Source organism: Desulfoluna sp. (assembly GCF_030145185.1).
GTDB lineage: Bacteria > Desulfobacterota > Desulfobacteria > Desulfobacterales > Desulfolunaceae > Desulfoluna.
Genome location: NZ_JAQYWB010000079.1, coordinates 1 through 23,888, shown reverse-complemented (window position 1 = coordinate 23,888; position 23,888 = coordinate 1). Strand labels below are relative to the sequence as shown.

Genomic DNA, 23,888 nt, shown 5'->3' with positions numbered 1-23,888 from the left:
TGCCGCGTTATCAGAGCTTTGAGGTAAACCACTACATCTTCAGCTCTGATGCCTTGCATATGAGCGCACCCAACTCGTGAAATATCCGGGTTAAGCCCTTGGTTGTAACCGATGATTTGATCTCCTGAGAGTTGACGAAGCTCATGGGAGAGGAACCGGTTGTCATCGGTCAGCATCTCCTTGAGGCGCAGGACTTCCTGATGTTTGAGTGTGTTTGAAAAGGCCATGGCAAAAGGCTGGTGAAGAAGGGTGAAAAGCCTTGCGTGTTCTGGCTTGTAGCGGCCGAAGCCATGGGCAAAAATGAAGATGACCCCGAGTTTGACCTCATCCACAATCGGGTGAAGCAGCAGCATGGATACCTCCGGTTTTTTCATGGCAGTCCACACGAGATCTGCAACCGCCTGAAAGGGAGGGGCGTTCAGGATGAGGGCTGGACTCGGCTCGGATTGGATATTTTCGATAAAATCAATGGCCTCAGGGGTGAGCTTCACCGGAGCAAGCGTCGTCGCCTCTTCGTTGCCGATGTCGGAGACAATAGCGATATTTCTGACCTCTTTTTTTTTCGGATCATAGACATTCATGGCGATGCCGTTGATGGGCATATAGTCTGTGAGATAATTGAAGCACCGTTTCAGCGTGGTCTGAATGTCAAGACTTCCACAGACCCTGTTTGTCCCCTCTTGAAAAAAAGTCATGTCACGTAAATTCATTTTTTTTCTCACCTGTTCCATGGCTGTCAATATTTTGAGATACCGGTTTGACTCATCGAATCTATACAAAGGAAGGATGGCATAAATTAATATCTTTATGCAATGAAGGGTAGATAAAACCTGTGGTTTTCGGCGTGATGTGCCGGTTGTGACCCTTTTTTCAAAAAGGGCCATCACCGGCACTTTTTTTGTGCCGTATTCGGCACCAGAAGAGTGGAAAATTTTCATCCTGTTGAAATGATAGTGAATCAGTCCTGGTACGAAAATTGATAATGATAAAGAGGAAATCATGAGAAAATCCTTCGAGGGCAACCAGCCCGGCAGGAGGGTGTGGAGGCCTTTTTGAAAGGGCTCGTGACAAGGGTGTCGAGAAAAAGAGGGGGGGATGTGTATGCAAGGAACAGATCATGGGGTGGCGTGTTTGGAACCGGGCAGAGAGTTGGATATGGCGGCTTCTCAGGGGGCCACATTGTTCGTCGTCTGCGCGGCGCAGTTTTTGACCCCCTTTATGATGTCTGCTGTGGGGGTGGCCCTGCCTGCGATTGGGCGGGAGTATTCTGCCAGTGCATTTCAACTGGGTCTTGTGGAGACTGTTTTTATTCTTGCGGTTTCGTTGGCGTTGTTCCCAGCCGGACGTCTGGGAGATATCTATGGCCGTAAGCGGGTCTTTACCCAGGGAATTGTTCTGTTTAGCGGTGCCACCCTGGCGGCGGTGTTTGCCGGATGCGTTGAGCTGTTTATCCTCGCTCGATTTTTCCAAGGTCTTGGCGCCGCCATGATTACGGGAACAAGCCTGGCCATACTCTCATCGGTATTTCCAGAGGAGAAAAGGGGGCGGGCCATGGGGGTGGTGGTCGGTTGTGTTTATCTGGGGGTTTCGGCCGGGCCAGTGATCGGAGGGGGGCTTGTGACGTGGATGGGGTGGCGGTGGATATTTTATGGGGCGTTCGGTGTGGGGGGCCTGGCTTTGCTCCTGACGGTGTTGACATTGAAGGGAGAGTGGGCGGACTCAGCAGGAGAGGCGTTTGATCTCCTCGGGAGTGTGTTGTATATGGTCTCGCTTTCTTTTGTGATTGTGGGGTCGGTGAATCAATCCACCGGGGGGGAATATCGGGCCATGGTGGCCCTTGGGGGGGTGGGGCTGATTCTGTTTATCGCTTACGAATACAAAAAAGAAACCCCCCTGGTTGATGTCCGTCTGATTTTATCTGATCGCGCCTTTGCCTTCAGCAATCTGGCCACGATGATAAATTACGCGGCCTCGTTCGGGGCGACTTTTTTTTTCAGCCTTTACCTTCAGGTAGTCAAGGGGGTGACCCCTCAGGTGGCGGGGCTGGTCCTCGTGAGTCAGCCTTTGCTTCAGGCCTTTCTCTCCCCCCTCTCCGGCTGGTTGTCCGGAAGAATTCAACCGGCAAAGCTTGCCACCGCTGGCATGACGATCTGCGCCGTGGGGCTGGCGTTGTCTTCGACGGTGCACCGTGGAACCGGGATTGGACAGGTCGCTGGCATCCTTGCCGTGATGGGGGTGGGATTTGCCCTTTTTGCTGCCCCGAATATGGTGACGGTGATGGGCTGTGTTGAACCGCGGCATTACGGGTTGGCGTCAAGCCTGATCTCCACCATGCGCACGACTGGCATGCTCGCAAGCATGACGGTGGTGACGGGACTTGTCTCCGCCCAAATGGGTCAGAGACCCATTACCGCCGAAACGGCTCCACTGTTTTTATCCTGCATGCATGAGGGCTTTTTGGTTTTCTGTGGATTGAGTCTTGTTGGGATTGTTTGTTCCATGGTGCGGCAGAAGAGCGGGGTGCCAGCGTCCTCCACGTGAGACGTGGGGGGCGTTGACAGGAGGGGTTCACCCTGCAAGCGGACGGGAGGGCGTCAGATATAGCTTGCAGGGTGAAAAGCGTCGTTTTTAATGAAACGAGTTGGGGTCGGCGACCACGTGGTATCGGGGATCGTCGACCTTTTCCAGGATGATTGATTTGTATTTTGTGTCGGCTTTGTTGAGAAGTTTTTTGCAGTCGGTGCTCAGGTGTTTGAGCCGGATCTGCTTGCCTGCTTTTTCGTATTTCTCCACGATCCCGGAGATGGCTTCGATACCGGAGTAATCCGAGACCCTGGATTCGGTGAAATCGATTTCAACCTGGTCTGGATCGTCCTTCACCTCGAATTTGGAGATGAACATCTTGGTGGAGCCGAAAAAGAGAGGCCCCCAGATTTCATAGACTTTGGTTCCGTCCTCTTTGAACCGTTTCCTGGCCCGGATCCTTAGGGCGTTTTCCCAGGAGAAGACCAGGGCGGACATGATGATTCCGGCAACGACGGCCACGGCCAGGTCAAACATCACCGTGAGAACCGACACCGTAATAAGGACCAGGGCATCGGATTTGGGAATCTTGAACATGATCCGAAGGCTGGACCAGGCAAAGGTTCCGATGACCACCATAAACATGATGCCGGTAAGGGCTGCGATGGGGACCTGTTCGATATAGGCGGAGCCGAAGAGGATGAAGCAGAGCAGGGCCAGGGCCGCCGTGACACCGGAGAGCCGTCCTCGGCCGCCGGCGTTGACGTTGATGATGGACTGGCCGATCATGGCGCATCCTCCCATGCCTCCGAAGAGGGCCGTGACGATGTTGGCCGCACCCTGTGCGACGCATTCCCGGTTGGTGTTGCCGCGTGTTTCAGTGATCTCATCCAGCAGGTTGAGGGTCAGGAGAGATTCGATGATACCGATTCCGGCCAGGATAATGGCATATGGGAAAATAAACACCAGCGTTTCCATGGACCAGGGGATGGTCGTAAAGAGCTGGAACTGAAAGGCAGGAAGACCGCCCTTGAGCCCTTCACCGCCACCATCTCGGATAAATGAACCCACGGTGGCCACGTTCAGGTCCAGGCAGAGGGTGAGGGCGGTAACCACCAGAATAGCCGTCAGGGCAGCAGGAATCTTACGGGTGATCTTTGGGAGGCCGAACATGATGCCCATGGTGGCGAGTACGAGTCCGCCCATGGTCATGAGGTCGGTGCCCTGAAGCCAGTGGGAGACGCCTGCGTCTACATTTTTAAACATGTTCAGCTGGGAGAGAAAGATCACGATGGCCAGCCCGTTGACAAAGCCGAGCATGACCGGGTGGGGAATCAGGCGAATAAATTTTCCCAGCTTGAAGGCACCCGCCGCCACCTGAATCAGCCCCATGAGGATCACCGTGGCAAAGAGGTATTGCAGCCCCATGTTGTCCACGGGATGTGCCAGGGCCAGGCCCAGGGCGTTGCCCTCCTTGACGAGGGAGACCATCACCACCGCCAGAGCACCGGTGGCTCCGGAGATCATGCCCGGGCGGCCTCCGAAGAGGGAGGTAATCAGGCCCACTATAAATGCCGCGTAGAGTCCCACCAGAGGATCGACCCCCGCCACAAAAGAAAAGGCCACTGCTTCGGGAACCAGGGCCAGGGCCACCGTAATTCCGGACATTACGTCATTTTTCATGCTGCTTGTTCGTCGTTTGATCAGTTCAACCATCAAATTCTCTTTATCATTAATTTGCCGCTACAATAAAACGGGCATGGACCTCCCATTGAGGTCCATGCCCGTTGTGAATTTCTGCTTTTTTAGGAAAAGAGCCTGACTAATTATGGGTTTATTGGGAAAAAAGCAAGAGAAAAGAAAAGGGATATGCCTGGGATAAAGATCTTTTGATAACCGGCTGATAGCGGAGTTATAGGATTAACGCATTGGGCTGATGAACCTGATCAGGTTGTTTTTTATTTTATGCCAATGAAAGAAAGAATACAAATTTAAGGGGACTGGGTGCTCTCTTTGAGAGAAAGGTTTTTAGGTAGGAATTAAATCCCTTTATTTCCGACGACGGGCGACCGATTTTAAGTTCAGGCATTATTTACCTGGATGTGATTTTCCGAATTTTTCAGGAGCCGAAAGGGATGTAGAAAAAATATGACGAGGTGTTGATGACGAAGTTTAAGCTTAAGACAAAATTGTTGTTGTTGGGGTGTGTTCTTGGTCTTGTCCCCATCTTGGTTGTGGGTGTTTTGGTTGAAAAACAAAATAAAGCGATTGTTACGGTGGCCGAAGACGCCACCTACGATCTGGTTAAAAATGATTTCAGCCATATTTTGGAGCAGGTTTACACCCTTGCAGAGACCCATTATGAGTCGACGGTGGAGGCATTGAACGTCAACCTCAATGTGGCCTGGGAATTGGCGGAACGTGAGGGCGGGTTTCATTTGATGCCGGAAGTGATGGCATGGACGGCGGTCAATCAGTTTACAAAGGACCGGCATGAGGTCCAGCTGCCGGAGATGGCCCTTGGGGACCGTCGGCTGGGGCAGGTTGAGAGCCCTGGGGTGCCGGTTCCGCTGGTGGACAAAATGATGTCCCTGACCGGAGTGACCTGCACGGTATTTCAGAAAATGAATGCAGCGGGAGACATGCTCCGTGTGGGGACCAATATTCTGAAGAGGGATGGGGTACGTGCCGTCGGGTCCTATATTCCGGCACAGGATCCTGGCGGGCAGGGCAACCCCGTGGTCGCGGCCGTGCTTCGGGGGGAGACCTTTAAAGGGCGCGCTTTTGTGGTGCACAGCTGGTACATCACGAGTTACGCTCCGATCAGGAGTGCGGGAGGCGAGATTATCGGCATGCTCTATGTCGGTATTCCACAGGAGAATGTGGCAGGGGTCCGCACGGGGATCCAGTCCATCCGTGTCGGGAAGACGGGTTACGCCTTTGTGCTGGATAGTCAGGGAACCTATGTGGTTTCTCGCGGTGGAGAGCAGGACGGCCAGAATATTCTTGAGATGAAAGACAGCCGTGGCGTCGCCTTTGTCCGTGATATGCTCGTGCAGGCGACGGGCCTAAAGCCCGGAGAAACCGCCGATCTTTCGTATTGGAAAAAAGACAGCAGCGGCAGGGAACGCAAAAAGCTTGTGAAGGTGAGCTACTTTGCGCCTTGGGACTGGGTGATCGGGGCAGGCGTTTTTGAAGATGAACTGCAAGCGGCATCGCAACGGATTCAGCGCTTGGGATATAAAGGACAACATAATTTATTCAGCTTGTTAGGGGGGAGTCTGGTGCTGTCCGCTCTGTGCTGGTTTTTTATGGCAGGGCGCATTGTTCAACCCATTCGTGCGGCGGCGGATCGACTTTGTGATATCGGTGAAGGGGAGGGGGACCTCACCCGGCGTCTGGACGTGGGGAGCCGCGACGAGGTTGGAGAGATGGCACATTCGTTTAACCTGTTTATGGATAAGCTTCAGGGGATGATCCGCGATATCACCGGAAACGCGGAGGCCGTCAAAGAGTCGTCCACGGGCTTCAAAAAATTGAACGCCGAGACCCACGACAGCGTGGAGGACACCTCCCGTCGTGCCGAAGCGGTCGCGGCCGCAGGGGAACAGCTGACCTCCAACATGACTCTGGTGGCGGCCGCCATGGAGAAGGCCTCCACCAATGTTCAGACCGTGGCCTCTGCCGCTGAGGAGATGAACGCCACCATCACGGAGATTGCTCGAAATGCGGAACAGGCTCGTGGTACCACGGACGATGCCGTTGTCCAGGCGCGACAGGTCTCCGAGATGATGTCCCGGCTGGATGACGCGGCCCGTGATATCGGTCAGATTACCGAGGCCATTACCGATATTTCCGAACAGACCAATCTGCTCGCGTTAAATGCCACCATCGAAGCCGCAAGGGCCGGGGATGCCGGAAAGGGGTTTGCCGTGGTCGCCGGAGAGATTAAAGATCTGGCCGGTCAGACCGCCCTGGCGACCGGCAATATTCGCATCAATATAGATCGGGTGCAGCAGTCGGTTCATGAAAATGTGGGGCGCATTGACGAGGTCGGGCATTCCATTGACAGGGTGAGTGCCCTGGTTACCGGAATCGCGGGCGCTGTAGAAGAGCAGTCCATTGCCACCCGTGAAATCGCCGACAACGCGAATCAAACCTCTGCTGGAATAGACGAGGTGAACCTTCAGGTGGTGGAGGCGTCCGGGGCCGTGCAGGAGGTCGCTATGCAGGTGAGCGGGGTGAATGCGGATGTGGATCGTATCGCGCTTGCCAGTCTGGAGGGACGGGTTAACGCCGAGGAGATGAATACGCTTGCCGATCAACTCCATGAGTTGACGGGGCAGTTTGTCGTTGGTGACCGTCGGTTTGCCATCGGATCGGTCAAACAGGCGCATATCCTCTGGCGTGTTGCGCTGGAGGCGCTGCTGGGTGGGCGCAGGCAGATCGCAGATGGTGAGCTGGCCGATCACCGAAGTTGTGATTTTGGAAAATGGTATTTCGGTGATGGGCAGCAGCTTGCCGGTGAACCTGTTTTTGTTGTGCTGGGGGATTACCATGAAAGGGTGCACACCCTGGCTCGTGAGGTCGTCAGTCTCTGGAACCGGGGCGACAAAGCGGGGGCCCAGGGGCGCTATCGTGATTTTCTGAAAGCCAAGGAGGACATGTTCCATAGCCTGGATGAACTCTACAGGCTTTGATGCCCGGAAAAGGTGAGTCGAAATAAAAAGCCGGTGAACGCCCACAATCAAGGGCTTTCACCGGCTTTTTTTATCTCTTAATGCACGACAAGGTGCCGTATAAATGGGTCCATGGCGTCAGCTTTTAAGGCGTCAGTTTTTTGATGATCGTTTCATGCTCGGGCCATTGGTTTAAAAGATCGGCTCTTTCCGCCATGTGGAAGTCTTCAAACTCGAATCCGGGGTGGGTGGTGCAGCCCACCAGGGCGTGGCCCCCGTTGGGAAGGGAGGCTCCGAACCAGCACCCGGCTTTGACGAGGGCCTGAAAGGTTTCGCCCCGGGCCGTGTCGGTTCCCAGGCGTATCTCTTCGAGGGTCCCGTCGGGGTGAATGACGTGAACGCTGAGGGCGGCCCCTTCATAAAAGTGCCAGAGCTCATCGGCTTTGATTCGGTGCATCCGGGAGATATTGTTGCCTTCCAGGAGAAAATAGATGGCGGCCCCGCAGCTGCGCCTGCCGGAAAAGGTGGGGCGTTCTTTGTTGGCATCGAAACAGAGGTCGGATTTATAGGTTTCCCGGTAGTATCCGCCTTCGGGGTGGGGGATGAGGTCTAAGGTGGCAATCAGCTCGTGAACACGTGTTTCCATGCAGGGCTCCTTGGGTGTCTTCATTTTTTTAAAGGGGACAACAAGAGGGGTTATACCCTTAATGTCAACGTCAGTTCAACCGCTAAGGAGCGAAATTTTTTTGTAACGATTCAGCCCCAAAAAAAGCCCCCGGCAGGGCTGCCGGGGGCACAAGCGGAATGGTTACTTTTGATCTTTCATTTGTTATTCCTCTTTGCCCGAATGGCACTCCCCGCAGGCGATGGGGCCCTGTCGGATCGCGAGGTGGCACCCTTTGCATCGGTTGTGAAAGGCGGCCTCTGTCTTGGGCATACCGCTGTGGCTTCCTTCGTGACAGTCTCGGCAGGCCATCTCTTCGGAGCTTTCGTCTTCCAGGAGCGCCCCGTTGTCATCGAAGAGATGATGGCAGAGGGCGCAGGACTCCTCCAGCTCCGCGATTTCGTTGTGGCTGTCGTGCTCGAAATGGGAGAGAGGCCGGGTGCGCGGCGTATCGAGGCTCTCGTCCAGAACAGAGGCGAAAAGCGGACCGGCCGTGAGAAGGATGGCGACAAGAAAGACCCCAAGGGCTCGGTAAGCAAGAATCATCGTTAGATCTCCATGGTTTCGTATATGATATCGCTTAAAAACTTGATCTCCATATCGATGCCGTAGTGGTGGATGATGTCTTCCAGGCCTCCGTGGCAGTTGTGGCAGGGGGTGACGACGATCTCTGCCCCTTTGGCCTTGGCTGCCAAAAGTTGCTCGGCTTTGACCCGATTTCCCAGAACGCGCTCATTTTTAAAGGGGGGGCCACAGTTGATGACCCCGCCTCCGGCCCCGCAGCAGTAGTTGTGTTCACGGTTGGGTTCCATTTCGATGAAGGTGTCGCAGCATATGCCCACCACCTCCCGGGCCATCTCGTGGAGCCCGCGTCCGCGGACAATGTTGCAGGGATCGTGAAAGGTGACAGGGGTCGCCAGTTTCTTCTTAATGGTGATGCGCTCTTGGGTCAGAATTTCGTGGTAGAATTCCACGGCATGCACCACGGGGATTGGCGGGGTTTTCCAGCCGAGGTAGCGGTTCCCTGTGTCAAACACGCTGCGAAAGGCGTGGCCGCACTCCCCCATGACGATGCGGTCGACCTTCAGTCGCATGGCCGTCTCGAAGTGGGCTTTTTTCAAACGGCCCATCATCTCGTAATCTCCGGTATACATGCACATGTCACTGTTGTCCCATCCCCTTGTGCCTGGGAAGGTCCAGTTGATGCCCGCTTTTTCCATGATCACTGCGGCCTGATAGATCAACTGTGCACGAAATTTCGGCTCCGGCCCGATGACCGAGTACATGACATCAGCGCCTTCCCGTTCAATGGGGATGGTGAGTTCTGGAAGCTCTTCTCTGGCCTCTTCTTCCTGCCAGTAGAGACAATCGAGCCACTCGTCGTTCTTTATCCACATCTGGTTGAAGGTGGCCGAGTGGCTGTTGGCGGTATCCTGGATATAGAGGGGGACCACGCCGCAGAGGTAGCAGATGCGCCTGACCAGGGAGATGAGGTAGGCGATATCCACGCCCAGTGGACAATACATGGTACAGCGTCGACACAGGTTGCAGTGAGTGTAGGAGATAATCGCTGCTTTCTTGAGTGTTTCCGGGGTGATTTTTTTGCCCCGGAGAAGGGGCAGCAGGCTCTCTTTGACTTTTCCGGCAGGAGAGTAAGCGGGATCTTTGTCGCGGGAGAGATAGTAGTGGCAGCTGTCGCTGCAGAGGCCGCAGTGGACGCAAGACGAGAGATAGGCGTCCAGACGGGGACTGGCCTCTTCCTCGATTACTTTTTTAATGATCTTTTTTACCCGGTCTTCATCAAACTGGGCGAGGCCGCTTTCAAGGCCCTCATCGTGAATGGCTTCTATGCGTTGATCTGCTTCGTTCATGTTACCAGTCCTTTGCCATGCGGACGCCTCCGAACTCAGAGCCTGCGTAGCCGCGGGTCAAAAGTACGTAGAAGATGTGGCTCAGTCGGGTGAAGGGGATGGAGGCGATGAGAAGATTTCCAGCCATAAGATGGATCAGGGTGGCCTCGGGAAATCCCGGCATCTGAAATCTGGCCCAGAGGCCTGATGCGAAGAGCGCAATCAGTGAGAACAGGAGCAGGTGATCACCCGGTGTGGAGATGTACCTGACGGTGCGAAGGAAGAGCCGTCGACCGAGGAAGAAGAGCAGCGCGCCCAGGGCGGCCAGGGCCAAAATGTCAGACAGGGGTTCTGGAAAGCGGGGCAGACGGGGCAGGCCACTGTCTGCGAGAAGCACCCCATGGGCAGAATAGAACAGGGGCAGGGAGAGGACGGCACCATGAAAAATGGCCGTGGCGGTGGTCATTTCAGGATGTATGCGGGAGGTTCGGCTGATGAAAGGGACCAGATGGCAAAGAAGGGAGCGTCCGGCATACTTGAAGGAAAAAAAGGTGAGAAAGGCTCTGTCCTTTCTGGCGACCCGTTTAAAAAAAAGGAGAAGTTTCAATACGGTTCCGCAAAAGCAAATCATCAGCGCCAGTTGAAAACCGATACCGGTCATGAAGGCGTAGAGAGTATGGGACATGGGGAATGACTCCGATTTTTGGGGCTGATGCCGTGATCGGGTCACTGCATCGGCCGGTTGTCGTTTCGTTATCAGGGCCTTTCGACGAAGGGGGGATGCCTCACGTTTATTTTAAAGCGATGAATTCCCGTGTGTAATGGTAATGAGCACCGCTTTTTTCTATACCACAGATAATCAGATGCATGCCGTCGGGGGTAAAGGCGGGGTTTCGCATCCAGATGAAACGTCGTTCGATCGCCATGCCGTCAAGAAAGACGGTATACCAGGGGCCGCGTTTGATCTTTGCGGCAGCGTGGCTTCCATACTGGCTGAAGACGGGATCCCATACTTTATCAAACAGGTCACCCATGGGATGATCATCTATCAGCAGGACGGCCTTTCCCTTGTGCATCCCGGTGCAACCAACGCGGGATCCGCAGGGGCTGAAAATTGGTTTTCTGAGGTACCCGTCGACCCGGGTTTTCATGAGGTCTCCATCAAGGGCAAGGGTCCATTGGCCGAATTCAGGAGAGGCCACGGCGGCAATTCGGCGCCCGTTGGGTGCGAAGACCGGCTCCCAGAGTTGGGTGTAGCGACCCGGCCAGGCCACCTCACCGTCACAGGCCAGTGTCCATCCCCGGGACTCTTTGACCGGTGCCCAGACCGAGGTTCCCTGCGGGTGAATCACCGGTGCCCAAACCGAAGGCCAGGTGGTGGGCCAGCATTGGTCGTTGACAGCGATGGTGTAGTCCTGCTGGGTAATGCGTGCATCCACGGCGGCTACGGTCCCGTCGGATGAAATCACGGGGGTGAAGGCACCCATATATCGTCCGGACCAGGGACCTTTTTCGGTGCCGAGGGTGAAACAGCCTGAGAGGAAGGTCGTCAGGTCGCCTTCTGCAATGGGCGTGGTCTGGACGACGGCAGCGGAACCCGGACCGGTGGCGGCGAGGGTGAGGCCATAGGTGTTTTCATAAGACTCGGACCAGACGTTTCCATTGACCATCGGGGTGTAGCGTCGATCATCCTGGGTCTCACACGCCGCGTTTCCGCCCGCAGAGACGCGAAGGTTCCAGGCGAACTCTGCCTGGAACTCCCAAGGGACGTTTCGGGCAACCGCTGTCCAGCCTTCGTCGGTCTGGCAAAGAAAAGAAAAGTCCTGATCGGCTATGGGCTGAAGATCGGCAATGGTGAGGACAGGCTCGGACCGGGTGGGCTCGGGTTCACCCAGAGTCCATGTGCAGAGTTGGCACTCTTCGGGGGAGGATTGAATGGGGATAGCTATTCGGGTTCCGTCTCGGGAGGCGGTGGCTTTCCAGAAGGGAAACCGTTCCGAAGGGGCGTCGACAGGGCAGGGGATCATGCAGCTCATTGAACCACTCGAGGTGTCCCATATAATAGGGGATGTTCCCTGGGCGATGGGCATTGACGTGCTCCTTATATAAAGATTCAAAAATATCGGGGGCAACGCAGTGCTGAGGAAGTCAAACTCTAAAAGGTGGAAAATATTAATATCTGTATAATACATAGGTAGATAAAAAATTCAACACTTCATGTTTGGATATAAGAATAAGGACGGGTAAATAACCCGCCTGTGAGTCATCTTTTGTCTTGTGCGTAAACAATGTTTGTGTAATAGAGTTAACGTTCCTGTAATGACTGCTCGGTTTGACTGCGTAGACCTCATTAATCCCTATCCCTGGAGACGACTATGGCTCCCTCAGCACGCATTGTTTTTCTATTTCTTGCATCCTTTGGGTTGATCGCCTGTGGCAGCAGCGAAGGCTCCAGGCAACCTCAGCCGATTGTCGATCCGGTGGAGACGGTGAGCCTGGAAGCCCCTGTTCATGATTCGACGCTACTGAATAAAGAGATTTTGCTGGCATGGAAGGGGACTGAAAACAAAAACGAAACGCAGTGGCGCGTGACGATCTATACCACCCATGGCGGAACGAAGCAGACGGTGATGACTCTGACCACAGGGGCTCTGTCCTGTCGACCTCTGCAGCTGGCCGATAACAGATCTTATACGTGGAAGGTGGAGGCCCTGGACAAGGAGAAGGAGACCGTCGCCGTCTCCGACGAGTGGGCGTTTCAAACCTACCCCACCCGGATGCTTCCCTTTGCCGGGGCGCTGGATCAGGGAAGCGGTCCGGATGAATTCACCCACTTTGAGGGTGCCGTTTACTTTACCGCCTATTCGCCGGAGCACGGGCGAGAGTTGTGGCGGAAAAGGGGGGATGCGAACGCTGAACGAATGACGGATATTTATCTGGACGACCCGAGCAGTGCCCCCGAAGAGTTGACGGTGTGCGGTGATCGACTTTATTTCTCGGCCAATGACGGAACGAAGGGCCGGGCGCTGTGGGTGATCCTGCCGGATGAAGAGCCCGGCATGGCGGGTTCTTCAGTTTCTCCTCCTGTGGGTGAAGGAGAGGAGAACGTGGTGCTGCCGGGCCGCGACCCCTTGATGCTGACGGTGGCGGAGGGTGTCCTCTATTTCTCAGGCAACGGCTCCGAGGAGGGAGAGAAAACCCTGTGGCGACGGGGTGATGACGTGAGCCAGCCCGAAGAGGTCGTCCAAGACGGTTCTGAGGATCCTCTATTGTTTCCTGGGGTTGGGTGTGAATACGGCGGGCGTCTTTTTTTGTCGGCGGAATCGCAAGGGACTGATCGCGAGCTTTGGCGTGTTGACGGTCTGACCGCCAGCATCCTGACTCCTGCCGATGGCTTGGGCCTCAGCGACCCCAAAGGGTTTACCTCGTATCTGGGGAAACTCTTTTTCCGGGCTGCCCGGAAGGGGGCTGGGGCGGAGTTGTGGGTGGTGGATGAGGAGGGAACACCTTCTCTTATTAAGGAGATCGCTGCCGGAAAGGCCCCCAGTGACCCGGGTGAGTTGACGGTGTCGGACGGGCTTCTTTTTTTTGTGGCGTACACCCTCGAACATGGCCGGGAGCTCTGGAAGAGTGATGGGACTTCCGGTGGGACGCAACGCGTCAAGGATATTATAGTGGGGGAAAAAGGCAGTCAGCCCAGAAACCTTGTTGCTTCTGGAGGGTGGCTTTACTTCAGTGCAGCAACTGAAGCCGAAGGCAGGGAACTCTGGAAGAGTGATGGCTCAGAAGCCGGCACGGTTCTGGTCAGGGATCTCTGGCCAGGGGCGAAGGGCAGTTCGATTCAGGAGATGGTCTCTTTCGATGACGGGGTGATGTTTCGTGCTGAGGACGATGAGGCGGGCAAAGAGCTTTGGTTCAGCGGCGGGGAGGCCAACACCACCTTTCGGGTGAAGGATATCCGGGCGGGAGAAAAAAGCGGCTACCCCGATGGCCTGGTCACGGTAGGTGACACCCTCTGGTTTCGGGCCGATGAGGGTGTTGGGGGTGTTGAACTCTGGCAGAGCGATGGCACCGAAGAAAGCACCTCTCAAACCGACAACATCAATACATATACCGACCCGAAAGTAAACGGGGTGATAAAAGTCGGTGATCATGTGGTCATGGTTGCGACTTCCGGCGAGTATGGTCGGGAGCTGTTCACCCTCGACAGTGAGGGGCAGCTGACGGTGCTGGTTGACATTTATCCTGGATATGAAGGCAGTGATCCGGACAATCTCTTTGTTTATCGTGACCAGCTCTACTTTGTGGCCCAGGGTGAAGAGAAGGGCAGAGAGCTTTGGGTGTCCAACGGGACCGGGGACGGGACGCTGTTTCTGGCGGATGTGAACCCCGATGGGGATAGCGATCCCTTCCAGTTTACGGCGTTTCAATCCGAGGTCTTTTTTCTGGCGAGGGTGAGCAGTCAATGGCAGTTGTGGAAAACAGGCGGCGATGATGGCACCGTTGTGGTTAAGGATGGCGAAAATAATCCCGTTGTTGTCGGGGTCGCCGTCGAGGGGGATGGGGCTCCCGGCCAGGTCTTGGCCGCCGGAGAAACCCGGCTCTTCTTTCGTAAAGGGGATGCCCTCTGGGGGATGGATACCCAAGGGGCGCTGTCTCACATTACGGGGGGCCTTAAACCGTTAGCGTTGTTTCCCGTTGCCGCATCCCTTCTGTTTGCCGCCGAGAAGGAGGGTGCGGATTCGGCGACCCTTCACCTTCTGCTTTCAGGCGAAAACCAGTCGGTGGAGCTTTTTGATGAGACTCACCGCCGGTTAATCGATCCGCAAGGATTTCATCGTACCGGTGAGATGATTTACTTCTCGGCAAAAGGTGAGGGAGACATCCAACACGCCCTTTTTTGTTATGCCCTGGCAGATGGTTTGGTGAGGCTTTGCAAAGATACAGGTGATAACGAGCTATTGGACCCCGATGAGTTCTGCGGTGAAGAGGGGAACTTCTGGTTTATGGCCAGCTCTAAAGACGGCGTGCGGGATATATGGCAGATATCTGATGGAGCCGTCACGGCAGGTCGCCTGTCGTCGGTGGTATCTACAGAGAGTTCAGAAACGCCTAAGTCCCTGCGAAGTATAGGGGATGCCCTTTACTTTATTTTGGCCTATCCTTCAACGGAAGAGGGGCGTTTGTATTTGTCTCATGGATCCTCCGTCGAACCGGTGCTTGACTTCACCGGCAACCCTTTGCTTAAGGCTAAGAATCCCTTTGTATTGGATGGTTTTCTTTTTATTACTGCTTTGAACTCAGACGTGCAGGGCAGTTCGTCGGTTCAGGGTTTTTGGGTGACCTCGCCTTAGATAGTGTCCAGAAAATAAGCGTGTTGCCGATCCCTTGCAGGCTTTTAACTTGCAAGGGATTTTTTTTTGATTAATCCCTCTTCCATCAAAAAAAATGTTGTCAAATGAATTAATCAGAGGTAGTTATATTTTTAGAATAGTAGAAAGGATTCTGTTGCCTTTTGCGTGTAAAGTTGGAAATTAAGTTCCGTAAACGGTAACAAAGATTCATCGTTGATTTTTCGGGTAACTGAGGATGATACATCCTTGCGTTAGCAATAAAAAAACACCTAATGTTGAATTTAAATTCAATGAATAAATGGCTTATGAGTCGTTTATGCGAGTATTATTATGCGGTTTCGATAGAGGGAGAATACATGACTCATAACAAGGGTTTTACCTTGATGGAATTAATGGTTTCCATAGCGATAATGTCGATCCTCGTATGTATCGCTGTTCCCGAATTTAAACAATGGAATGCGACACAGACTCTTTCTTCCTCTGTGCGTCGCGTTCATTCTGTGTTTCAACTGTCCAGAATGGAAGCGATTAAAGAGGGGAGAGACGTGGTGATGCTTTTTTCGGAGGGAGCCGGCAGCGCAGGGACTTATTCTTCGTTTGTCGATGATGACGGGGATCGCGTCCAGGATGCGGGTGAAAAGTTGATTGTCTCCGGGAGTCTTCCAGACAATATTACGCTGTCGCGCGCTCGCTTTGATTTTGCTGGTTCTGGAACCTTGAATAAGTTAAAGACACATTTCGACAGTCGAGGGCTGACCACCGGTCGCAATGGAGAAATTCGAATGACCAATCTCTACGGAAAAGTTATCAGTGTGATCCTGAACAGTGCCGGCAGCAGTCGGATTGATTCCATGTAAGGATAAGACAATGAATGTGTTGACCTGTCGTAAGGGCTTTACACTTCTCGAGTTGCTGGTGGCTGTGGCGTTGTCCATGATTATCATCACTGCGGGTTATTTTTTTTACAGTACGGAGATCCGTACGCGGGTGACCCAGGAACGGGTCACCGACATGCAGCAGAACCTTCGGGCCGCTATGGTCATGATGGGGACGGATCTTCGTATGGCTGGTTATGACCCGGAAGGGACGACGGATGCAGGGTTCACCGCTGCATCGGCGGCCACTGCCACCTTTACCTCGTCTGTTGAAGCGGAGGCCAACGGCCATGATGACGATGGTGATGGCGTGGTGGACGAAGCCGATGAAGCGAGCCGCCCCATGACCCTTGAGACGTTTTCTTATGAGTTGAAAGATGAGGATACCGACGGCGATCTGGATCTGGTTCGCATCGTGGGTGCCAACCGGGTGGCGATCGCAGAAAATATCGAAGCGCTGGAGTTGAATTATGTTCTGGATGACGGGACGACGGCCTCCGCCCCCGCTGATTTGAAGCGCATTGTTGCGGTACGAATAGCCCTTCTGGCGCGCAGCAGAACGGAAGACCCGGGGTTCTCAAATGGGGCTAAGTACCAAGGTTATGCTAAGACCTGGAATGCCTTTAATGACGGGTATCGGCGTCGTCTTCTCAGGCGGACGGTACGTTGCCGAAATCGGGGGATTGAATAATGAACGAATCGGCGAAAGAGAAATCTTTATTTCACGACCAATCCGGCATGACTCTGATTGAAGTGATGGTGGCCTCCGTCATTCTTTTGGTAGGGATCCTGGGGCTCGCGCTGCTGCAGGTTCAGGCCATGAAGGGTAACGCCAGCGCGCGGCGAATGACGGAAGCCTCCAATGCATCCAGTGACCGTATCGAGCAGATCATGAGTGCGGTGTGGACGGATAATGTCCTTAGCGCAGATTTGACGAAAAACGATCCGGACACGGCGGGAGACATCCATCTTTCTGTGAGGGACGGGTATACAGTCACATGGCTGGTCACGGATGCCACCGACAGCCAAAGTAAATCCATCGACCTGAGGGTGGGCTGGATGGAGGACGGACGCTCGCATCAGGTCTCACAGAGGGTGGTAAGGACAAAACATTGATACATGTGAACTCAGGTGACGACCGGGGCAACAGGGGGAATAGCATGACGCAGGAGATGAAAAGAGGGGAGGAGAGGCTCGGGGAAGAGGGAAATGTATTGCTTGTTGTTTTGGTCCTCCTCTTACTGGTGACTCTCATTGGACTTTCATCCATAGATAATTCCGTGATGGAGCTGAAAATTGCCGGGAACGATCGGGTCGCTAAACGCAATTTTTACAACGCGGAAGCAGCGTTGTTCAACTCGGTGGCGATTTTCGACCGTATTTATTCAAATGAGGCGGATGCGGCGGGCGCTTTTCTCTATCTGAAGGACGCCACCCATTTGCCGTTGAGGGATCGTAATCCGAAAAATTCCGGGGTGGCGTTTGTTTCTCCTGTAACAGGGCCCTCGGGGGTCCCTCTGGCCTGGATTGAGGTGCGTGCCATTGTTCTGCTGACAAACAAGCAGGCCAGCGGCTTGTCTGCCTCCGCGGATGATATCCCCTCGCTTCATCATATTGGGCCGGCACCCAAAGGGGCTGAAAAGGGGCTCTATCGCAGGCGGCGTTATGTGGTTACCGCCACTGCCATTGATCCCTCGCGATACAAGGCGGCTACCCCCCAAACCTCATTGACGGGCGTGGTCCTGCAATGCGGTGTGGATATGCAGGAAGAATTGATTAAAGTGGAACATTTGGTGGGCTTTTGAACCCAGGGAGAAAAAGATGAAATTCAGGTTTGGTGTTTTGTTGTTTTTGTTGGTCCTGGTGTGTTCTTCAAATGCCATGGCTGATGATGTTGAGATTTACGGGACCCAGCCGGTGACCGTTGAGCCCAACGTGCTGATTATATTTGATACCTCGGGAAGCATGGATTGGGGAGTTTATCCGTATACAGCCGGAACAACTTATTCTGGAACCTATCCTGCTGATGCTGTTTATTATAGGCAGTGGGATGGGGTAATATGGGGATTCTGGAATAAGTATAGGAATTCTGTTTCGTATATGTCTTACTCGTATCAGCAAATATTAATAACCAACGGGTGTACAGGTTCAAACAGGACTCCCCAATATGCTACAGGCGATTATCTTAATTATCGATCAACAGCAAAGAAGAGAATGGCTGTCGCTCAAAAGGCGGTGACGGATCTTATAGGCGAGACCACCGGCGTTCGGTTCGGATTGATGAAGTTAAACGGCACGGACGGGGGAAAATTGATTTCAGGGTGCGGGGAAAGCAATGACCTCAGCTCCAAAGTGAATGCTCTGATAGCCGGCGGCGCAACCCCGCTTGCCGAAGCCCTGGCTGAAGCAGGACTCTATTTTGCCGGTCGAAAAGGCCATTTTACCCATCAGTACTCTAAATATAAAAGTCCCATTGAAAATCGGTGTCAGAAAAATTACGTGATCCTTTTTACCGACGGAGTTCCGACGACTGACGAGGATTCTATTTTATACGAGAAAGATGGCTATATGGGTCAAACCCTGGGGGATTTCGATAAAGACAAAAAGGATTTGACAACCAGTGGTAAGGTCAAAAGGTATGCGACTCCGGACGCGGGAAGTCAGTTATCGCAAGTTGATAACGGGACCACACATTTTCTGGATGACGTCGCGCAGTTTCTTTATAAGAAAGATATCCGTCCCGATATGGGGACGAATACGACCTTTAAAAAACAAAATATTATCACGCATACCATTGGCTTTACTTTAGAAAATGATCTTCTTAAAAGCACGGCTAAAAACGGTGGCGGTACGTATTACACAGCATCCAATGCCTCCGAGCTAAAGGATGCTTTCAAGAAGATTATGAGTTCCATATCTGAAGAGTCAACAACCTTTGTGGCGCCGGTCGTCCCCGTCAACCGAGGGAACCGGACCTCAGGCGGGAAGTATATATATCTTGCCTTTTTTAAACCGGTGCAGAGTGGTGATTGGAAAGGTAATCTTAAAAAGTATAAGCTTTCAGAGTCAGGCGATATTTTGGATGCATTTGATAATGCGGCGGCTAATGAAGACGGAAGCATGAAAGAAAACAGCTACTCCTGCTGGTCAGCTTTGGAATCCGATGGTGCAGATGTTCTTAAAGGGGGCGCCGGATCGGTGATCAAGAAGCAGGACGACCGAAAATTTTTAACCTATACCTATACGGCTGGGCATAAAAATTTAACGGATACGGCCAACCTTTTTGAAAAGAGTAACACTCACCTGATCGATCGTGGCGTGACTTCGGAGCAGATTGATCTGGTGAAAAAAAACGGAGCTGAGGACTGGCCCATCGGTTCTATTATTCATTCGGAACCCGTTGTGGTCCATTATTCGCCAAGTTCATCGGTGATTTATTTCGGTTCCAACGATGGGTTGTTTCGCGCCATTGATGATGCCACAGGCAAAGAACTCTGGGCTTTTGTTCCTCCTGGGCAGCATGAGCGACTGGCGTTTCTCGATGACTCGGATTACGACTACTATGTGGATGGACCGCTGTCCGTTTCTTATGGTGCGTTTGATTGGGGAGATAAGCTTTTTAAGCCGGATACCGTGTTGGTGGGCGAGCGCAGGGGGGGAGAACGGTATTATGCCCTGGATATTTCGTCCAAAAGTGAACCAAAGTGGAAATTTGAAGTGACAACAGCTGGGGGAGAGAAGCTGGGTCAGACGTGGGGAAAACCGGCAAGCTGTCGGGTGAAACTGAGCGCCGACAGTGAGGCAAAAGTGTTCATTCTTCCAGGGGGGTATGACTCTGAACAGGACAACAATGATCCTCGACCCGTATCAGATGGCGTAGGTAGAGCCCTTTTTGCCGTCAAGGCATCAGATGGTGCCCTTGCAGGCCTCAACATCAACCATGGCAACTTTCCCAAAATGACCCACAGCATCGTGGATCTTTATCCCGTGGATGCGGATGCCGACGGGATCACAACCCGTGTTTATGCGGGGGATATGGGGGGGCATGTTTTTGTGGTGGCCGATGATCTTCTTGTCACCGAAAAAGATGGTACACGGCTCGTTCAAGAGAAGGTGCCCGATGGTAACTGGTCGTATAAAAATCGGCTTTTTAGCTGTTATCCTCTCAAGCTTTTTTACGCTCCTGTTCCTGCTGATGTGGCAGGGATAGAGACCCTCTACTTTGGAACGGGCAACCGGGCAGCTCCGATGGCCCATGAAGCCAATCGGTTCTATGCGGTTAAGAATAACTTTTTGGATAGTGATTTAACCGAAAATGATCTGGTTGATGTTAGGGATGAATCCGTCTCTTACACAGACGTTTTAAAGACCAAGAAAGGGTGGTATTTTAGCTTTTCACATGCCAACGAGAAGGTTGTTTCCACTGCTAATGTGTCCTCGGGTGTGGTTTATTTTACGACGTACACCCCTTCTCCTGAAACCGTCATCAGCCAAGGATCGGACCCTTGCGCGGGTGCAGAAACCCGCGGAGTCGGTCGACTTTATGCCGTTAGTGCAAAGGACGGCAAGGCGGTGTCTACTTGGGGGAAGGCTTCTAAATCTCGTTTTACCGAGCTCCCCAGTGGCCTTCCTATGGGCAAAGCTATTATTAACGGCGACAAAATACAGACCTGGCCCGTCAACTGGGATGTGGCAAAGGATGACAGGGTGAATTATTTCTATTGGAAACAGAGACCTTAACCCGGATATTTCACGAGTCGAGTGCGCTCATATTCAAGGCATCAGAGCTGCAGATGTAGTGGTTTACCTCAAAGGTCTGATAACGCAGAAGATGGGTGCACTCGGCTCGCCCGAAGGGTGAGAAAAGCGAGTCGAAAACGGTGAATTATATTTTGCATTTTTGAAATGTCTACACTTTTCTATGTAACCAGCTGTAATGACATATTATTATTTTGATCCGGCCGTTTTCTCATGAAATATCCGGGTTAGGAGGTGAATAATGCTGAGACGAACGGGTTTGTTACTTTTGATTCTGGGTATTGTCATGGCCGGAGGGCCTTCTTTTGTAATGGCCTCAGACGTGCGGGACTATGGCGAACGCAGGGTTGTTGAGGTAGAGTCAGGGGTGATGGCGATTGCCGATGATTGTTCGTGGATTGTTGTCGGTGAGACACCTTTTGTGGTTGGGACGTGGTCTCATAAAGGCAAACGGGAAAAAACAAAATTTCTTGATGCTTCGGGAGAGCGCATGAGTCAATGCCAATTCAAACGTCGGAATAGGGTTTATGTCAAGGGGGTGACCCGTAAGGACGGGACGCTTTTTGCCCGCGTGATTCAATTGCAGAATCAGTAATGGTCTTTGGGATAAAGGATAACGTCATTGCAAAAGAGTCTCTTTTAGATTTTTTCGGGGCCGCAAGCTGTTGCGCGTTTTTTTGTTTCAGTGGTGTCGTGGCCCTCGACCGTAAGGGGCAAAATTTTTTATTCGTCTGTTGGCTTAACCGGTCAGGTGCTTGCTGCCTTGCAGGGTCGGTGATATATAGATGGCACGAAATGTACATGACCCCACCCGGACCCTTCGCCCCTCATGGCTTACCGTCCGGGTTTACGACCATGACGACAGATGGGAGCCCTTCAGTATGTACTCCGAACGTTTTACGAAACTGACCCCTTACGTTCCCGGCGAACAGCCCCAGGATCGCAGTTACATCAAGCTCAACACCAATGAAAATCCCTATGCACCGGCCCCGGGCGTTGCCGAGGTGCTTCAAGCGTACGATGCGGAGACTCTTCGGCGTTATCCCGATCCCAATGCGGAAGCCCTCTGTCATCTGATCGCCGATACCCATGGTCTCAAGCGGGAGCAGGTGATGGTGGGCAATGGGTCCGATGAGATCCTCTCCTTTGTGTTTTTTGCTTTTTTTGACTCGGCCAGGGGGCCTCTGCTTTTTCCTGAGCATACCTACAGCTTTTATCCGGTCTACTGCGATTATTACAATATCGCCTATAAAAAGGTGCCGCTGAACGAGGACTACTCCATCAATATCGATGGGTATGTAAGAGAGAAAAGCTGCGGGCTGATTATTCCCAACCCCAACGCGCCGACAGGCATCCTGCTCTCGTTGGATTCGGTGACCTCCTTGATGGAGCGCTGGCCGGAAGATCGTGTGGTGGTGGTGGACGAAGCCTATGTCGACTTCGGGGGGGAAAGCGCCGTTTCCCTGATTGACCGTTTTCCCAACCTTCTGGTGGTGCGGACCTTTTCCAAGAGTTACTCCCTGGCCGGGAGCCGCCTTGGCTGGGCCATGGGCCATGCGGATCTGATTCAGGCTCTCTACGCCGTCAAGGATTCCTTCAACTCTTATCCCGTGGATACGGTGACCCAGAAAGTCGGCATGGCCGCCATGGCGGACCGGGCATGGTTTGATCAAACCCGCGGCAGGGTGATGGTCGAGCGGGAACGCGTCTCGAAGGCGTTGACAGCTTTGGGATGGAGAGTTCTTCCCTCGGCGGCCAACTTTGTCTTTGCCGGTGCACCGGCTCTGGACGGGAAAGCTGTTTATGAAGGGCTTAAGGCTAAAGGGGTGCTGGTGCGCTTCTTCAACAAAGAGGGGCTTACCCCTTTTGTGCGTATTACCATCGGCACCGCCGAGGAGAACACGGCGCTTCTGGAGGCCGTGGCGTCTTTGTAAGGACCGTGGAAAAAACAGGTATTTGTTTTCATTGAGGACGGTTCACGAAGGCCCCTTGAAAGGGGAAAACCGTCCCTGACTGTTTGTTATTTATTCGGAAAAGCCCATGAAATCTGACTTTGGTCAGGATTCATGGGCTTTTTTATGTCTGAAAATAGGGAACGATTCAGCTTATGCCACCCAATCGCCACACGCCGATACGGCAAGGTCGATGAGGAAGGAAACCGTATAAAGGGTCTGCCCTTTGGTCATCGTGTCGATGTGAAATGTAGGATGCGCCGTGCGCACCGCGATAAGACTCTATCGCTGCATTTTAAGATAAGTGTTGACACGGGGCCGGCGGTTTGCGTGACGTTGAACGGTGCGGGAGCCGCGCCCTACGGGCTGAAACGTTTTTGCGAAACTCTTTTAAAAAGAGACCCGCCAGAGACAGGATGACGCTGAATGGTTACAAAATGGGTAACTATTCAGCACAACAAAAAAAGGGGCCTTCACCGGTTACCCGGGAAGACCCCTTTTCTCTTTCACTTCTCTATGGGGATAGAAGAAAGTGTATTACGAATTGAGATGTGTGTATGAAAATCAGGAGGGGATACCCCTGACAACAGACAGAATGGGGACTCTGCGTTTCTCAGGGGGCTCCTGTGTTTTCCTTGTGTTACACCGCCTCGGTGGCTTCGAAGATCTCTCGGTCGAACTCCCCTTCGCTTTTGGCGACGAGCAGAGAGGTCATGGCGTCACCGGTGACATTCACACTGGTACGGGCCATGTCGAGGATTCGGTCGATGCCGGCGATGAGGGCGATCCCTTCCATGGGCAGGCCGATGGAAGAGAGGGTGACGGAGAGCATGATGAGACCCGCTCCGGGGACGCCCGCTGTACCGATGGAGGCCAGAGTAGAGGCCAGGATCAGGGTCACGTAGTTGGCGAAGGTCAGGTCGATGCCGCTTGCCTGGGCCACGAAGAGAGCGGCCACGCCCTGATAGATGGCGGTACCGTCCATGTTAACCGTGGCGCCCATGGGGAGCACGAAGCTGGAGACGCTCTTGGAGACACCGAGGTTCTCCTGGGTGCAGCGGATGGTCACAGGAAGGGTGCCGGAGCTGCTGGTGGTAGTGAAAGCCACGGCCTGGGCGTCAACGATGCCTTTAAAGAATTTGATGGGGCTGAGCCTTGCCACCAGGGCAACGCCGGATCCGTAAACAAAGAGCACATGAATGATGGCGCCGATGTAGACGGCAAGGATTACTT

The 23,888-nt window shown here is 53.3% G+C and carries 18 protein-coding genes; 10 read left to right on the top strand and 8 right to left on the bottom strand.

Features of this window, described 5'->3' with window-relative positions; genetic code table 11:
- A partial coding sequence (locus tag Q1Q75_RS19240) for a hypothetical protein (protein WP_300674043.1) occupies positions 1 to 710 on the bottom strand: 710 nt, incomplete at its 3' end.
- Positions 711 to 1,101: 391 nt separating this feature from the next.
- On the opposite strand from Q1Q75_RS19240, the gene Q1Q75_RS19235 reads away from it, so the two are divergent.
- On the top strand, positions 1,102 to 2,541 hold the full coding sequence (locus Q1Q75_RS19235) for an MFS transporter (protein ID WP_300674042.1): 1,440 nt from the start codon (positions 1,102 to 1,104) through the stop codon (positions 2,539 to 2,541).
- 87 nt (positions 2,542 to 2,628) lie between these two features.
- On the opposite strand, the gene Q1Q75_RS19230 is transcribed toward Q1Q75_RS19235, so the two are convergent.
- Positions 2,629 to 4,239 carry a SulP family inorganic anion transporter gene (locus Q1Q75_RS19230; RefSeq protein WP_300674039.1) on the bottom strand — a complete coding sequence of 537 codons (1,611 nt, stop codon included), beginning with the start codon at positions 4,237 to 4,239 and terminating at the stop codon, positions 2,629 to 2,631.
- A 446-nt stretch (positions 4,240 to 4,685) separates the two neighbouring features.
- On the opposite strand from Q1Q75_RS19230, the gene Q1Q75_RS19225 reads away from it, so the two are divergent.
- Positions 4,686 to 7,223 carry a Cache 3/Cache 2 fusion domain-containing protein gene (locus Q1Q75_RS19225; RefSeq protein ID WP_300674037.1) on the top strand — a complete coding sequence of 846 codons (2,538 nt, stop codon included), beginning with the start codon at positions 4,686 to 4,688 and terminating at the stop codon, positions 7,221 to 7,223.
- A 124-nt stretch (positions 7,224 to 7,347) separates the two neighbouring features.
- On the opposite strand, the gene Q1Q75_RS19220 is transcribed toward Q1Q75_RS19225, so the two are convergent.
- From Q1Q75_RS19220 to Q1Q75_RS19200, 5 genes are all read right to left on the bottom strand, one after another.
- Positions 7,348 to 7,848, bottom strand: a complete 501-nt coding sequence (locus Q1Q75_RS19220) for a cupin domain-containing protein (protein ID WP_300674034.1) — start codon at positions 7,846 to 7,848, stop codon at positions 7,348 to 7,350.
- Between the two features lie 183 nt (positions 7,849 to 8,031).
- Entirely contained in the window at positions 8,032 to 8,412 is a 381-nt protein-coding gene (locus Q1Q75_RS19215) for a cytochrome c3 family protein (RefSeq protein ID WP_300674032.1), read from the bottom strand.
- Between the two features lie 2 nt (positions 8,413 to 8,414).
- Positions 8,415 to 9,737, bottom strand: a complete 1,323-nt coding sequence (tmcB, locus tag Q1Q75_RS19210) for an electron transfer complex ferredoxin TmcB (RefSeq protein ID WP_300674029.1) — start codon at positions 9,735 to 9,737, stop codon at positions 8,415 to 8,417.
- A 1-nt stretch (position 9,738) separates the two neighbouring features.
- The gene (locus tag Q1Q75_RS19205; protein WP_300674026.1) at positions 9,739 to 10,401 is read right to left on the bottom strand and encodes a hypothetical protein; all 663 of its coding nucleotides are present in this window, start codon (positions 10,399 to 10,401) and stop codon (positions 9,739 to 9,741) included.
- Positions 10,402 to 10,507: 106 nt separating this feature from the next.
- Complete coding sequence (locus tag Q1Q75_RS19200) at positions 10,508 to 11,806, bottom strand: hypothetical protein (protein WP_300674023.1); 1,299 nt, start codon at positions 11,804 to 11,806, stop codon at positions 10,508 to 10,510.
- Positions 11,807 to 12,091: 285 nt separating this feature from the next.
- On the opposite strand from Q1Q75_RS19200, the gene Q1Q75_RS19195 reads away from it, so the two are divergent.
- The 8 genes from Q1Q75_RS19195 (at position 12,092) to hisC (ending at position 22,637) form a co-directional block, all read left to right on the top strand.
- Positions 12,092 to 15,070: an ELWxxDGT repeat protein gene (locus Q1Q75_RS19195; RefSeq protein WP_300674020.1), complete on the top strand. Its 2,979-nt coding sequence runs from the start codon at positions 12,092 to 12,094 to the stop codon at positions 15,068 to 15,070.
- A 356-nt stretch (positions 15,071 to 15,426) separates the two neighbouring features.
- Positions 15,427 to 15,927 carry a GspH/FimT family pseudopilin gene (locus tag Q1Q75_RS19190; RefSeq protein ID WP_300674017.1) on the top strand — a complete coding sequence of 167 codons (501 nt, stop codon included), beginning with the start codon at positions 15,427 to 15,429 and terminating at the stop codon, positions 15,925 to 15,927.
- Between the two features lie 10 nt (positions 15,928 to 15,937).
- Complete coding sequence (locus Q1Q75_RS19185) at positions 15,938 to 16,636, top strand: PilW family protein (protein ID WP_300674015.1); 699 nt, start codon at positions 15,938 to 15,940, stop codon at positions 16,634 to 16,636.
- Entirely contained in the window at positions 16,636 to 17,061 is a 426-nt protein-coding gene (locus Q1Q75_RS19180; RefSeq protein ID WP_300674012.1) for a prepilin-type N-terminal cleavage/methylation domain-containing protein, read from the top strand. The genes Q1Q75_RS19185 and Q1Q75_RS19180 overlap by 1 nt, the downstream gene beginning before the upstream one ends.
- A 44-nt stretch (positions 17,062 to 17,105) precedes the next feature.
- Positions 17,106 to 17,750, top strand: coding sequence for a pilus assembly PilX N-terminal domain-containing protein (locus tag Q1Q75_RS19175; RefSeq protein ID WP_300674009.1), 645 nt, complete (start codon positions 17,106 to 17,108; stop codon positions 17,748 to 17,750).
- Between the two features lie 16 nt (positions 17,751 to 17,766).
- Positions 17,767 to 20,685 (top strand): PilC/PilY family type IV pilus protein, encoded by a 2,919-nt coding sequence (locus Q1Q75_RS19170; protein WP_300674006.1) that lies wholly within the window; start codon positions 17,767 to 17,769, stop codon positions 20,683 to 20,685.
- A gap of 259 nt (positions 20,686 to 20,944) precedes the next feature.
- Positions 20,945 to 21,298, top strand: a complete 354-nt coding sequence (locus Q1Q75_RS19165; RefSeq protein WP_300674003.1) for a hypothetical protein — start codon at positions 20,945 to 20,947, stop codon at positions 21,296 to 21,298.
- Between the two features lie 190 nt (positions 21,299 to 21,488).
- Positions 21,489 to 22,637: a histidinol-phosphate transaminase gene (gene hisC / locus Q1Q75_RS19160; RefSeq protein WP_300674000.1), complete on the top strand. Its 1,149-nt coding sequence runs from the start codon at positions 21,489 to 21,491 to the stop codon at positions 22,635 to 22,637.
- Between the two features lie 658 nt (positions 22,638 to 23,295).
- Here the strand turns inward: hisC and Q1Q75_RS19155 are convergent.
- A partial coding sequence (locus tag Q1Q75_RS19155) for a dicarboxylate/amino acid:cation symporter (protein ID WP_300673997.1) occupies positions 23,296 to 23,888 on the bottom strand: 593 nt, incomplete at its 5' end.